This window comes from Sphingobacterium bambusae, from assembly GCF_033955345.1.
Lineage (GTDB): Bacteria > Bacteroidota > Bacteroidia > Sphingobacteriales > Sphingobacteriaceae > Sphingobacterium > Sphingobacterium bambusae.
This window is the reverse complement of record NZ_CP138332.1, coordinates 4,200,662-4,214,678: the sequence shown is the minus strand read 5'-3', so window position 1 is coordinate 4,214,678 and position 14,017 is coordinate 4,200,662. Positions and strand designations below refer to the sequence as shown.

The window sequence follows — 14,017 nt, the reverse complement described above, 5'->3', positions numbered from 1 at the left end:
CAGCCTTTAATCTAGAATACTAGCTCATTTCATCGGATGCGGCAGCTTCCTTAGTTTTTCTAGCGTTGCCCAACATACCTAAGGCGCTATTAAGGAAGGACAATACGCCGATCACTACTATTAAGCTCCCCAATATCATAAACAAATAGTTAACACCGAAAGCGTCCGCCGCCCACCCGGTACCTAGAAGTCCTAATACCGTCGGAATAATAGCGATACTGAAATAAAGCGAGAAGACTCTTCCCAGCAACTCAGGCTGTACTTCTTCCTGTAGAACGGTCATAAAACAAGCATTGTATACTGCAGCTGCGATACCACCAACAATAGTCAATCCTACGAAAATAAAAAAAGTGCTTGCGGGCAAGTAACCCGACAAAGCCAGCGACAACCCCAAGACCACATACGTACAGTTGATGAGCCGTATTTTGGAAAACGCGGGCTTAAAGATACCAATCAGGCCACCGCCGACCAACATACCTACGCCCCACATCATCTCAATGATGCTCATTTCCCATTTTCCACCGTGGAAATGGTTTAGTGTGAGCAAGGGAAAGAGCACTGCAATAGGCATGATGCAGAAGGTTACGACGGTTGAAAACACAAACAGCCACATTAGACCTTTATTATCTGTGATCTCTCGAAATCCACCCTGCAGATCATTCCATACCTGCGCAAAGCTAGCCTTAGCTTTCTCGGCGATCTTGGGGTTCGGAATGTGCACAAATAACAGAGAACCTACGGCGATTACCGCACCAGCAATGTCCAACAAGAGCACATTGCCAATGGACATCATCGATATCGCCAAAGCTCCCAGCGCAGGTCCAGCAATAGACGATATAGATTGTATGGTTTGGTTAATGCCCGCAATGCGAAGCAATTCCGATTCCGGTGCAATCATAGGGATGGCAGCCTGCATCGCCGGCATATGGAAGGCCGAGCCTACCGACCTTAATCCCAACATTAGGTAAATAAGAAGCAAGCTTTCATGCCCCATATAGAAACTAACCGACATCACCAAGGTACAGGCCGCAACGAAAGTATCAGCCAACATCATCGTTTTTTTACGATCCCAACGATCGATATAAACACCAGCAAAAGGACCGATAAGCGCTGCCGGCAGCATGCCCGCAATAGCGCTATACGCCAATACTTCGGCTGATGCGTGTTCAATGCTCAGCCATATAATAATAGCAAAATTTACAGCAGAACTGCTGATCAAAGACACAAACTGCCCTGTCCATATCATTAAGAATTTCTTCTTCCAATGCGCTTTCATATAAATAAATCGTAATGGCTTCTTGTAGTAAGCCTGACAAAATAAAATTGTTTTATAAAGAGGAATAAGCAAGAAACTGCTTACTCACCACCGGAAAACAAGGTTTGGAACCTCGTCCCTACGCTATTCTGATGCGTATGGTTAAAATCCTGTATAACGACGTGATCTTCATGATACACAAAGGTATAAGAAAATTTATAGAATGCAAAAAAGCTTTTCTTTCCTTCATCACGCACTAACATATGAAAAAAAAGCTAACTATCCGCTTAGGCAAGCTGTATGATAGCGTTAAACGGTTAACATCGACCTATGAAACACTCGCAGAGCGAACCCATACATTAGATCTCACTCTAAAGTGCCATCGATTTCTTGATTTGTCACACCTGCTAGCAATGCTACGCTATATGCTAGCTTTCCTGTTTCACAAGCTAATACTGTGGCAATAAATGCTAGCATTTCTGTGAAAATGCTAGCATTTTGCTTTCCATTTTATATGAGCTCAAATTGCCCCTCCAAAAACACGAATAAACAGCTTTTCAGCGCTATTACTTAGTCTTTTTCAATCTGTGGTGGAATCAATTTATACACCACGGGTGTAACAATACGTGACAGCAAGGTCGAGCTGATCAACCCGCCAATCATCACGATCGCTAGCGGCGATATCAATGGATTGCTGGACCAAGCAATAGGCAGGAGACCTCCAATGGCAGTTAGTGAAGTCAGGATGATGGGTAGAAATCGAATTTCACCCGCTTGCTCTATCGCTTCATTTAGCTCCATCCCCTCCCTTCGCAACTGATTAGTAAAGTCCACCAACAAAATTGTGTTCTTCACTTCAATACCAGCCAATGCCACTAGGCCAATCGTTGCAACGAAGGATAATGTGTTGCCGGTTACCAGCAAGGCCAACACCGCACCTACAATACCTAGTGGAATAACAGAGAGCACGATCAAGGTGCTTTTAAACGTCTTGAACTCAAGCACGAGCACCGCGATAAACAAGAATACCGTAACCATGATAATAGTCCCAAAACCGCCAAAGGCCGTTTCGCGGCTTTCCACCTCTCCTCCCATTTCGTAGGAATAGCCGGCAGGAAAGGCAAAAGCATCCATTTTCTTGATCACCGCATCGATCACCTCATCATTCGTGTATCCCTTTGCGACAGAAGAGTTGACCGATACCATGCGCTGCTTATTCTGATGATACACATTCGATGGAGATGTTTCGAAGGTCAAGCTCGCCAATTGGCTTAACGGAATTGCCGTTCCCTCCACATTATTTACGAAAATAGCATCAAACACATGGATATCTGGCGTATTTGCACGGGGTACCGTAACCGTTATACGATAATCATTATCATCCACATTTGGATCGGTATAAGTTCCTGCCGTGTAACCAGCAAGCGCCACGCGAATTGTCTGATCGATGCGCGCTGTAGGAACACCCAGCGCCATGGCTTTCTCTCGGTTTATCTGTACCTTTAAATCTGTTTTCTTGTTTTTCAAGGGGTTGTTCACGTAGACGTTGCCTTCTGTTGTTTGCAACATATGCTCAACATCGGCCGCCAGCTTCTGTAAAGTATCCAAATCGTCGCCAAACAACCGCACCTCTACCGGCGATAGCACGGGAACGCCTTGTTCAAAATTCTTCACTTCGATTTTCGCACCCAGATAGGATGTCCAGCGCCCACGAAGCTCCTCAATCAACTTCTCCTTTTCTTTCGCCTTAACATCGGGATGCAACTGCACAAAAATATCTGCGTAAGCCACATTTTCATTGCCTTGGTTCATGTTATAGTAGATGCGCGGATTTCCCTTCCCAACATTGCTTGTAAAGTATTTGACCGATGGGATATCATGCAACTCGGTCTCTATCCGACGCGTGATACTATCCGTCGTCTGTATGCTTCCCTGCAAAGGAGCGGCAATCTGTATCATAAATTGCGGTTTCTCGGATGGAGGAAACAGCGAAAATCCAACCATAGGAATTAGCGCTGCAGCGCCAAAGAAGATAAGCAAAGCGATAAGCCCCGTACGTTTAGGATGCTTCAGCGCTTTATCAAGCCACACGGCATAGGTTCCATGAATAATCTTCTGCAGGCCGCGCAAGATAAAATTGCCTTCGCCAGATTCATGTGGCTTCAGCAGCTTGCTGGCCAAGAAAGGAACCACCAACAATGCCACAAACATAGAGCCTACGACAGATGCGATAACCGCTGTCGGCATACTCCGAATGAAGTCACCGGCCATCTCCGGCATAAACATCAGCGGCAAAAACGCAATGACCAAGGTCACCGTACAACCGACCACCGCCAAAGCGATTTGGCTAGTGCCTTTGATAGCCGCTTCCACCCGCGAATAACCGTCTCGCATCCAGCGTTCTATATTTTCTACCACCACAATACTATCATCCACCACTAGGCCCAAAGCCACCACAAATCCAACAATACTTAGCTGATTAAGTGAATAACCAATAATATTCAAGGTAACCAAGCCTAAACCTAGCGACAGCGGAATAGCTATCATCACCACCAAAGAGGCACGTGTGCCTAAGGGCAACAAGGTGAACAACACCAAGGTTATTGCAATCACAAAATCGATACCCAATCCACTTAAGCGTGTGTTTACCTGATCCGCCTGATCGAAGTTCACGATGAAATCCACGTTATCAGGCAACGTTTTCCGGAATTCATCCAGCACCACAGCATATTGCTTTTGCGTTTCACTGATGTTCATTCCACTCTTCTGAGCGGCATTGACCAACACAGCATGGTAGCCGTTCAATCGGGTAATATGGCTTTTTTCCGCAAAGGTAGGATACACCTCGGCGATATCGTTCAACAAAATATTGCGCCCTTGTGCGCTGGATACGATGGTGTGCTTAATCTCTTCTATACTTTGATAATCACCACTGGTCTTCACACTAAAAGTACGTTCACCAGCATGAACACTTCCTCCAGGGATATTCTGATTTTCGCTTTGTATGGCCTGTATCACGCGATCCATGGGGATTTTCAGGTTTGCCATTCTAGGTAAATCTAGATCGACCCGCACCAGCTGATCGGGCAGACCACTGATTTCTACATCCTTCAATGCACGCACCTTTTCCAAACGTGACTTCAAGTCGTCCGCCAATTTTTTCATGGTTGATAGGGAAGCATTTTCAGAAACCAAGGCCGACTGGATAACACTGACCCCTGTAGGATCGATCTTGCGCACTTCAGCGCTATATATATTATCTGGCAGCTCCGGACGGGCAGCACTGAGTTCACGCACCAGCTCTTGGTATTTGGCATCGTAATCTTCACCATATACGTATTCTACGAACAAAAATGCCACACCATTGCTGATCGTTGTCTTGATGCGTTTGATACCATCCAAGGCGTAAAATCGACTCTCTAACGGCTTCACGACGAGCTGCTCCATATCTTTTGGACTGGTACCGGGATAGATCACCGTAACCGGAAAGTTCACAGGTTTCATTTCTGGATCTTCAGCGCGGGGCATAGTAAACACCGTGCTTAGCGCAACTACGATAACCATCAATACCATGATCAGGGTGAACTGGTAGTTCTTAATCGGATACTTGATAAGACTCATAACAAACGATTATTTCTGTTTAAGAACACGAATCGGCGCACCGTCAACCAAATAGGGACTACCCGATACCACCAATGCTTTCGCGCCTTCCAATCCGGATAACACCGTAACCTCGTCGGCCGAGATAGGTCCGAGCGTAATTTTAACGCGTTTGGCAACACGGTTATCGTTGGTCACAAAAACATATCCTTCTTTTCCATTACCATCCAACAAGGATTCATAGGGTATTTGCCATCCGGAAGCGGTATTTTCCCGTGCCTGCAGCTTCGCAGTAGCAAATATCCCTGCAGCCAATTTACGCTGTGGCTTACCCAATAGGCGCAGGAAAACACTGAACGTGCCCGTGTTAGGATCCAAGCCCTCTGCCTTGCGACTCACCACAGCTTTAAAGCCACCATCACCCAAAGCGTCTGCCTCGACTACGGCCGTATCACCTACCTGCGTGGCAGCCCATTGCCGATCCGACATGCCCACCTTCAGTTCCCAATTACCCTCATTGGCACCATTGATCTGGAAAACCGGTGTTCCCGGCCCTACAACCTGCCCCTCTTGTGCCAAACGTGCCAATACATAGCCACTGCTTGTAGCACGTATCTCCGAATATTGCTTGTTAAACCGTATGCTCTTGACATCCTGCTGCGCCACGCGCAAAGCCGTCTGTGCATTTTGCAATTGCTCTAGGGTAGAGACACTATCGCGATAAAGCTGATTAACCCTATCGTAATCGCGTTGTGCTTTCTCTACTGCCAAACCTACCTGCGATGCTCGGGCATCCACCTCATCCATGTGCACGCGAGCCAATAGCTGCCCTGAGCGCACAGCATCACCTTCGCGTACATATATCTTTTCGATCACGCCACCACTTTTGAAACTCAACAGGGTTTCATCATCTGTAGTAAATGTACCCGTTGCTTCGAAAGCTACGGTCGACGAGCTGTTCTGCAGTGACAACAATGCCACCGGAATGGTATCCGAATTGGGAATGGCCTTTACGCGATCAGTATGTTGACAAGCCTGCAAGGCGATGCTTGCCGCCAATGCGGCAATAAATAGAGGAAAGAGATGTAATGTTTTCATTATTGTGGTATTTGATAGGTGGCCGATTCACGTTCTAAATTCGCCAGCGCACTAAGGATCTGTAGTTTACTGACTGTTTCTGCTAATTTGGCTTGGGTATATTGGCTACGGGCATCGATGGTTTCCATGTAGGTATTTACCCCTGCTGCGAATCCTTTTTGAATCAATCGCTGGTAGGTTCCGGCAGTCTCCAGCTGCACCTTAGACTTATCTAAATTCTTCAATGCTGCGAGCACTTCGTTTCGGGCAACGCCGATGGCCATTGCCAACTGTTGCTCGACCTGTGCCTTTTTATTGCGCGAGCTCGCCAAGTCCACCTTTGCCTCCTGCACCTTCAGACGATTCCTGTTGCCCTGAAAGATGGGCATTTTCATTGTAAGGCCAACCATAAAATAGCGCGAATCTTCATTGAACTTAAGCCCTTCGGCCTGCGAACCCAAGTCAAAGAAACCACTTATTTTAGGCACCATGTATTGCTTATTCATCTTAAGCACCGATTCCTGTATCGCAATACCCGTCTCCAAAGAACTTAGCTCTTCACGAGCCGAAGCATCGACTTCCCCCCAATTCTGCAAAGACCATAACGCATCTTTTGCCAACATATCATCTTCAAATATCTCGGCATCGGCCTCCCTATTCAGCAGCATATTAAAATATAGCCCTGCATTTTTTATGCTCTTCTCCGCATCGGCAAGCTGTGCTTCGATCCCCGCAATCTCCGATTGCGCTCTGATGACATAGGCAGGTAGCCCTTTGCCTGCATCCAGCAGTTTCTGGTTTACGCGTAAGCCCTCTTGCGCGAGCGCCAATGAAGAATGGTAGATTTCCCTAACTTGGATCGCCGTAAGGTATTGATAGTAGGCACTTTTTATTTCCTTTATCAATTCGCGCTTGTATATCTCCACCTCGTTCTCCTGCAGTTTTACCGCGGCAGCCTTTATGCGTTGATTATAGCCAAGATCAGTATTCAATAAAGGCATAACCGTCCGGATCTTGGCGTCGTAGTAGTTCTGTGGCAAGAAGTTGATTGTTTCGTTGCCTATCTGTGGAAATGCCTGCGATTGCGTAAGTGCATTTAACGTATTGTAAACAGGGTTTAACAAATCACCTACGGGCAGCTCTATGGAACGCCCGCCTTTGGCATGCGAATAGGCGACGTCTAGGTCTACCGCGGGAAGATACATCGACTTAGCAACCTGTACAGCATGGAGTGCCCTATCCAATGATAGATTCTTCTCCTGAAGCAGTAGATTGTTTGCCAACCCTTCTTCCAGATAAGTATCCAAAAGCGTTGATTGTGCGCGCACGCTGCCGAGGCAAAGCGGGAGCACTATCAGATAAATAAATAGTGTTCTCATTATTAACAGTGTTAAGTTTACCGTCAAATTTTTTTATTTTGTAAGTTCTAAATAATGAACAAACACACGAAAAGCCTGTTCGATCATACGTTCTTGATCGTCCTCCTTTAACACCACCTCCATCATACTTTTCAAGTGTCCCGAGACGTGTAAAGAACAGAGCCCATGTACCGACGACCAGGCCTGTACAGCAACCTGCACCGTATCCATTTTGCTAAAGTAGCCTGCGTCTTGGCAATCACGAATGGTATGCAATAAGAAATCAAAGACACGCTCTCCTTCTTCCCACTCTCCATCAACACAATTTACCTCTAGGTATTTCATCGGATCTTTCATCATAAACATAACCTCGTAAAAATCCGGATGGGTAAGTGCAAACCGCAGGTAACACTTCCCGATTGCCTTCAATCGTTCGAAAGGCGACTCCACCTGCATAAGAGGTTGGAAATCCTGCCGCAACATCAAGAATCCTTCTTGGTGTAGGGCATAGATGATATCGCTCTTATCCTTATAATACAAATAAATTGTGGTTGGGCTAAATTCAATCTCCTGTGCAATTTTCCGGATAGACGTCGCCTCATACCCTGCGGAAACAAACAGTTTTTTTGCTGCCTCCAATATGCGCTTACGCAAATCCTCTTTATGCCTACTCTTCCGTTCTTTAATACCCATACTATACGTTCGTGGAAGCAAAATTAATGAACAGTGTTAACCTATCCAAATAATTGGTAAAAAAAAGGAAAGCCCCTGCATGCGCAGAGGCCTTCCCAACCTTAAAACCTAAACACTTAAACTCACTTATTTCACCTCAATAAGTCTCTTCGCTACAATTGCCTCTTCCTTCTTCCCTACCGAGACAATCAAAACCCCATCAGTGTAGGCTGCATCAATGCTGTTATAATTCACCGTTTCGGGCAACGAGAACGAACGCGTAAACGAGGTATAGCTAAATTCTTTTTTGCTATAAAGTTTATCTTCCGTTACATGCTCGTCTTTCTTCTCCACGGAGATGGTGATCAAATTCTTGTCCACATTAATCTTGAAATCTGATTTTTGCAAACCCGGTGCCGCCAATTCAATCTTAAAGGCATCCTGTGTTTCAGAAATATTGACTGCAGGAACGCGCGTCACCAAACGATCGCTGATAAAGGAATCGTTAAAGAAGTTGTCAAAAATGCTGTTCACATAAGGGTTTACTGCATCAGAGTTCACTGTTTTTGTTGGAAATTTAATTAATGCCATGTTTATATCCTCCTAATTATTTTTGTTTTTATGATATCAATCCATAATCAAAGTACGTACCGATTCACTTTTTAAATAAAAACAAGACATTTTGTCTATTAAAAATTCCAAAACATGCCATTTTGACTTAAAACAAAGAAAATACACATCGAAGCACAAGGCGAAATGTCGCCCTAACCTACATTGGACGAACTATTACGATTGTCTATAGGTTAGCGAAACGCGCGTGTGAATATGATCTACACCAAAGGGGGGAGTCGTTTTACGAATAGCCACAACAATTTTCGTTGCGAACGGATAACGGCTTTTGGCCTCGTCCAATATTTCCGCGGCAGCAGACTCGAGAAGCTGCCGATCTTTTTTCATAACTTTACATAACAAGCCATACAACTCTTCGTAGTTGAGCGTGTTGTTCAAATCGTCTGCATGATCGTTTTCAAACGGAAAGGATACCGAAAAATCTACAAAAAACTCATTGCCCAATAGTCGCTCTTCTGGATAGTATCCTATTGGCGAAAAAAAACGAACTTCGTTTAGCGCCACTTCTTGCATAATAGACCCCATAATACAAACATAGCAAAAATTCACGCCAGCCCTTCCACTATCTGTATAGATTAAGAATAGTCAAAAGATGGGCATTAGCCTATTTTTTTAAAGATAAATATGTATCATTGTTTAGCTAAACAACAAGTAAGCAATGAAAATCAACCTTTTTACCACCACATTTTTAGTCGCATTATCTTCGGTTTGCGCAGCACAAACGAAATTCCAACCGCAAGACACCGAATTCTACAGCCCAAAACCTCCAGTTGTTACTCTGCAGGCACAGATCCCCAGTGATGCCATCATCCTTTTCGACGGTAAAAATCTCGATCAGTGGGAAAGCAGCAAAACGGCAGGACAAGCAGCACCTTGGACTATTGAGCATGGCACGCTAACGGTAAAACCATCCACTGGCGATATACAAACGAAGGAGAAATTTGAAGACTTCCAACTGCACATCGAGTGGAAAAGTCCTGAAAAAGTCAAGGGTGAAGGACAAGGACGTGGCAATAGCGGCATATTTTTGCAAGGACGCTATGAGCTACAAGTCTTGGACAACAACAACAATCCAACCTATGTAAACGGACAAGCGGGGAGCATCTACAAACAGCGACCTCCACTTGTTGAAGTGCATGCCGGATCAGATCAATGGCATCAATACGATGTTATCTATAAGGCCCCCCGTTTCAACAAAGACGGCATGTTAATCAGCAAAGCCACGGTTACGGTATTGCATAATGGTGTCTTGGTACAAAACAATACACAGATTGAGGGTACCACGGAGTACATTGGCCTTCCCAAAATGGAAGCACATGGAGCGGGGCCTATCATCCTACAAGACCATGGCGACCTAGTCCACTTCCGTAATATTTGGATCAGGCCTTTGTAACATTATCTTTCCGTAGAGGGAACACATTTCAGTTTAACATTCATTTTCCTAATTTAGCCGTCGCTAAACGCAACGACAACATGAAAAAACTACTGATATTGTTCCTTCTCGGATCTTCCCTATCCTACGGACAAAGGAATTTCACGATTCAGGAAACCGTATTTGGCGCTAGACAATTTGCGCCGCAAAACCTAACCCTTACCCAGTGGATCCCGAAAGAGCGTGCTTTTACGCAGCTTGATGCCAGCTACCAAAAGCTACAAATTAGGGATGCCGCAAGTAACTGGGAGGCGAAAGATATCTTGACAAGCAAGGAGCTCGCAGAAGCACTAAGAACTAGCCTGAACGATACTAGCGAAGTAAAACTCAGCTATTTTCCAACAGATTATCAATGGGCCGACAAAAACAGCTTTTACTTCACGTACAATAGTGCTACGCAACATTATTTCCTACGCTATGATGTAAGCAATAGATCCGTGAAGATCCAAGCTAAAACACCCCTATCAGCAACCAATGCCGAACTTAGTGCAGATCGCCGCAAAGTAACCTACCTCGTGGGAAACAACATTATGATCAACGATGGAAGCAGCACGATCGCCGTAACGCAGGACAGTGTTGACGGAATTGTAAACGGCAGCGACTACACCCATCGACAGGAATTTGGCATCAACAAAGGCATGTGGTGGAGTCCAGATAACGAAAAGCTGCTCTACTATAGAAAAGATGAGACCATGGTTAGCAAGTACCCGCTGATACAATGGGCTGACCGTGTCGCTTCTGTAAAAGACATTCGCTACCCTATGGCAGGGATGAAAAGCGAGGAAGTGACCTTGCTGGTTTACGACAGCAAGACCAAAAATCATATTACTTTGCAGACAGGGGAGCCCAAAGAGCAGTACCTAACACTGTGCACTTGGGATCCATCCGGTAAGTACATCTATGTCGCCTTGCTCAATAGGGAACAAAACCACCTTAAACTTAACAAATACCAAGCTTCAAACGGCGAGTTAGTCAAAACACTTTTCGAAGAACAGTCCAACTCTTGGGTAGAACCACTACATGCCCTACAATTCCTACCAAACAAGAACGACCAGTTTCTTTATCAGACCGACAAAGATGGTTTCAACCAACTTTACCTTTATGATACAGAAGGAAAGTTGATCCGGTCGTTAGGTCATGCCGATGTTATTGTCGAATCGTTAGGTGATTTTTCAGCGGACGGCAAAAAAATAAGCTACACAGGCATCACCAACAGCGGTCTTGATCGCCAGTTATTTCAAGTAGAACTCAATAGCGGAAAAACAGTGCAGCTCACCCATGAATCGGGTATGCATCAAGCCAGCACCAGCGCAGACGGCAACTACGTGCTAGACCAATACAGTAGCCAAACGGTGCCCAACCGCATCAACGTTAGCAACACGAAAAACAATCAAACTACGGTTATTCTAGAAGCTTCCAATCCATTTGACGGAAAAATAAAGCTCCCGAAAATAGAAGCGGTATCGCTGATCTCGGCCGATGGACAGACACCATTAAATGGGCGAATTATTTATCCGCCAGACTTTGATGCGACCAAGAAATACCCGGTGATGGTTTACCTTTACGGAGGATCCCATGCCCAACTTGTGCAAAACAAATGGCTTTACGGTGCCGGCTACTTTGATCTCTATATGGCGCAACAGGGCTATATCGTTTTCACGATGGACAATCGCGGATCGGATGCGCGTGGGCGTGATTTTACACGCGTAACACATCGCCAGCTTGGAAAAGCAGAAATGGCCGATCAACTGAAAGGGATTGACTTCCTTAAGACCAAATCCTTTGTTGACCAAACACGTCTTGGTATATTTGGATGGAGCTTTGGCGGCTTCATGACCACCTCATTCATGGTACATCATCCAGAAGTATTCCGCACGGCCGTTGCTGGCGGGCCTGTTATCGACTGGAAATTTTATGAGGTCATGTACGGCGAACGCTATATGGACATGCCGCAAGAGAATCCCGAGGGATACAAAAGCACATCATTACTGGATAAAGCAAGCCAACTGAAAGGAAATTTATTGATTATCCACGGCGCGCAAGATCCTGTAGTTGTACAACAACACAGCATGGAATTTATTGAAGCCTGCATCAAAGCCGGCAAACAGGTCGACTATTTCCTTTACCCAACACATGAACACAATGTTATGGGTAAAGATCGTGTACATATGTACGAAAAGATCGCGCAATATTTCGACTTGCACTTGAAACGCTAATCCAAGCTTGAGCACGCAAAACAAAAAGCCAGCTAACTCATTTACGAAGTAGCTGGCTTTTTTTTATACACCGTAGCGTTACTAGGCTGTTTCGGTAGCTTTCACATAGCTTTCGTTATGCACACTAGCCACCGCACGACCCGATGGATCGTTGAGGTTTTGGAACGAAGCATCCCAAGCCAATGCCTCTGGCGTACTGCAAGCCACAGATTTGACCGAAGGAACTGTTTTTGCCGCCGCTTCCGACGGAAAATGCGATTCAAAAATTGTACGGTACAGAAACTCTTCTTTATTTTTCGGTGTATTTACTGGGAAACGTGAAGCAGCTGTCTCAAATTCAACATCACTCACCTTCAATTCGGCTTGCTCTTTCAGGGTATCGATCCAACTGTAGCCCACGCCATCAGAAAACTGTTCTTTTTGTCTCCAAGCAATACTCTCTGGCAAATAGTCTTCGAAAGCCTTACGCACTACCCACTTCTCCATACGACCATCTTTAATCATCTTGTCAGCAGGATTGATCGACATGGCTACATCCATAAACTCTTTGTCCAAAAACGGAACGCGACCTTCAACCCCCCAAGCAGCTAACGATTTGTTGGCACGCAGGCAATCATAAAGGTAGAGCTTCTTCAGCTTACGCACGGTTTCTTCATGAAACTCCTGCGCATTTGGAGCTTTGTGAAAATACAAGTAACCTCCGAAAAGCTCATCAGATCCTTCTCCAGAAAGCACCATCTTGATCCCCATCGACTTGATAACACGCGCCAAAAGATACATCGGTGTCGAAGCACGAATGGTGGTCACGTCGTAGGTTTCCAAATGGTAGATCACATCACGAATGGCATCCAAGCCCTCCTGAATCGTGAAATTGATTTCATGATGTATGGTTCCGATATGATCGGCCGCTTTTTGCGCAGCAATCAAATCAGGCGCACCTTGTAAGCCCACGGCAAAAGAATGCAATTGTGGATACCAAGCTGCTTCTTTCCCACCAGTTTCAATGCGCTTGGAGGCAAATTTCTTCGTTACCGCCGCAATCACTGAAGAGTCCAATCCACCAGACAACAATACACCATAAGGCACATCCGACATCAACTGACGCTGTACAGCGTCTTCCAACGCAGTCCGCAATTTGGCGATATCCGTTTCGTTATCTTTTACGGTATCAAAAGCTTCCCAATCGCGCAAATACCATTTCTTTGGCTCTGCGCCTTCTTTGCTATATAAGTAATGTCCCGGAGGGAACTGCTCGATCTCTACACAAAATCCTTCCAATGATTTCAATTCAGACGCTACAAAAATCTGCCCATCTTCATCTTTACCATAGTAAAGTGGAATAATCCCCATATGGTCACGTGCCACCAAAAAAGAATCATCACGTCCATCGTACAATGCAAACCCAAAAATACCATTCAAATCTTCAATGAAAGACGCTCCTTTTTCCAGGTAAAGCGCTAAGATCACTTCCGAGTCTGATTGTGTTGCGAAACTGTAATCTGGCAAGGTATTTCGCAATTGTTGGTGATTATATATCTCGCCATTTACCGCCAACACCACGTTACCGTCAGGACTAAACAAGGGTTGACTTCCCGATTTTGGGTCAACGATGGCGAGGCGCTCATGCGCTAAAATCGCTTTTTCACTGGTAAAAATACCCGACCAATCCGGTCCGCGATGCCTAATCCGTTTCGACATCTCCAAAACCTGCGGCCTAAGCGTCTCCGAGGAGGATAGCTTTAAATCAAAAGCTCCAACAATTCCACACATAAAATAA

Annotated in this window: 10 protein-coding genes; 2 read left to right on the top strand and 8 right to left on the bottom strand. The window is 45.2% G+C overall.

Features of this window, described 5'->3' with window-relative positions:
* Window positions 1-19: 19 nt before the first annotated feature.
* The 7 genes from SCB77_RS17495 to SCB77_RS17465 all read right to left on the bottom strand — a co-directional run bounded on the left by SCB77_RS17495 (window position 20) and on the right by SCB77_RS17465 (window position 9,117).
* A complete protein-coding gene (locus SCB77_RS17495; RefSeq protein WP_320183284.1) occupies window positions 20-1,276 on the bottom strand; it encodes an MFS transporter in 1,257 nt (418 codons plus the stop codon).
* 549 nt (window positions 1,277-1,825) lie between these two features.
* Window positions 1,826-4,876 (bottom strand): efflux RND transporter permease subunit, encoded by a 3,051-nt coding sequence (locus SCB77_RS17490; RefSeq protein ID WP_320183283.1) that lies wholly within the window; start codon window positions 4,874-4,876, stop codon window positions 1,826-1,828.
* Window positions 4,877-4,885: 9 nt separating this feature from the next.
* Window positions 4,886-5,953, bottom strand: coding sequence for an efflux RND transporter periplasmic adaptor subunit (locus tag SCB77_RS17485; protein WP_320183282.1), 1,068 nt, complete (start codon window positions 5,951-5,953; stop codon window positions 4,886-4,888).
* Window positions 5,953-7,311 carry a TolC family protein gene (locus SCB77_RS17480; protein ID WP_320183281.1) on the bottom strand — a complete coding sequence of 453 codons (1,359 nt, stop codon included), beginning with the start codon at window positions 7,309-7,311 and terminating at the stop codon, window positions 5,953-5,955. The genes SCB77_RS17485 and SCB77_RS17480 overlap by 1 nt, the downstream gene beginning before the upstream one ends.
* A gap of 33 nt (window positions 7,312-7,344) precedes the next feature.
* Window positions 7,345-7,983, bottom strand: coding sequence for a TetR/AcrR family transcriptional regulator (locus SCB77_RS17475; RefSeq protein ID WP_320183280.1), 639 nt, complete (start codon window positions 7,981-7,983; stop codon window positions 7,345-7,347).
* 126 nt (window positions 7,984-8,109) lie between these two features.
* The gene (locus tag SCB77_RS17470) at window positions 8,110-8,553 is read right to left on the bottom strand and encodes an Hsp20/alpha crystallin family protein (protein ID WP_320183279.1); all 444 of its coding nucleotides are present in this window, start codon (window positions 8,551-8,553) and stop codon (window positions 8,110-8,112) included.
* 195 nt (window positions 8,554-8,748) lie between these two features.
* Complete coding sequence (locus SCB77_RS17465) at window positions 8,749-9,117, bottom strand: dihydroneopterin aldolase (protein WP_320183278.1); 369 nt, start codon at window positions 9,115-9,117, stop codon at window positions 8,749-8,751.
* 133 nt (window positions 9,118-9,250) lie between these two features.
* Between SCB77_RS17465 and SCB77_RS17460 the strand changes: the two genes are divergently transcribed.
* Complete coding sequence (locus SCB77_RS17460; RefSeq protein WP_320183277.1) at window positions 9,251-9,985, top strand: 3-keto-disaccharide hydrolase; 735 nt, start codon at window positions 9,251-9,253, stop codon at window positions 9,983-9,985.
* 80 nt (window positions 9,986-10,065) lie between these two features.
* Window positions 10,066-12,240, top strand: coding sequence for a S9 family peptidase (locus SCB77_RS17455; RefSeq protein ID WP_320183276.1), 2,175 nt, complete (start codon window positions 10,066-10,068; stop codon window positions 12,238-12,240).
* 81 nt (window positions 12,241-12,321) lie between these two features.
* Here SCB77_RS17455 and asnB read toward each other — a convergent pair whose 3' ends face one another.
* On the bottom strand, window positions 12,322-14,010 hold the full coding sequence (gene asnB / locus SCB77_RS17450; RefSeq protein WP_320183275.1) for an asparagine synthase B: 1,689 nt from the start codon (window positions 14,008-14,010) through the stop codon (window positions 12,322-12,324).
* Between the last annotated feature and the right edge of the window lie 7 nt (window positions 14,011-14,017).

Bases quoted from the DNA above. Each gene is read 5' to 3' on its own strand.
- SCB77_RS17495 (WP_320183284.1), bottom strand. From the start codon at position 1,276: ATGAAAGCGCATTGGAAGAAGAAATTCTTAATGATATGGACAGGGCAG.
- SCB77_RS17490 (WP_320183283.1), bottom strand. From the start codon at position 4,876: ATGAGTCTTATCAAGTATCCGATTAAGAACTACCAGTTCACCCTGATC.
- SCB77_RS17485 (WP_320183282.1), bottom strand. From the start codon at position 5,953: ATGAAAACATTACATCTCTTTCCTCTATTTATTGCCGCATTGGCGGCA.
- SCB77_RS17480 (WP_320183281.1), bottom strand. From the start codon at position 7,311: ATGAGAACACTATTTATTTATCTGATAGTGCTCCCGCTTTGCCTCGGC.
- SCB77_RS17475 (WP_320183280.1), bottom strand. From the start codon at position 7,983: ATGGGTATTAAAGAACGGAAGAGTAGGCATAAAGAGGATTTGCGTAAG.
- SCB77_RS17470 (WP_320183279.1), bottom strand. From the start codon at position 8,553: ATGGCATTAATTAAATTTCCAACAAAAACAGTGAACTCTGATGCAGTA.
- SCB77_RS17465 (WP_320183278.1), bottom strand. From the start codon at position 9,117: ATGGGGTCTATTATGCAAGAAGTGGCGCTAAACGAAGTTCGTTTTTTT.
- SCB77_RS17460 (WP_320183277.1), top strand. From the start codon at position 9,251: ATGAAAATCAACCTTTTTACCACCACATTTTTAGTCGCATTATCTTCG.
- SCB77_RS17455 (WP_320183276.1), top strand. From the start codon at position 10,066: ATGAAAAAACTACTGATATTGTTCCTTCTCGGATCTTCCCTATCCTAC.
- asnB (WP_320183275.1), bottom strand. From the start codon at position 14,010: ATGTGTGGAATTGTTGGAGCTTTTGATTTAAAGCTATCCTCCTCGGAG.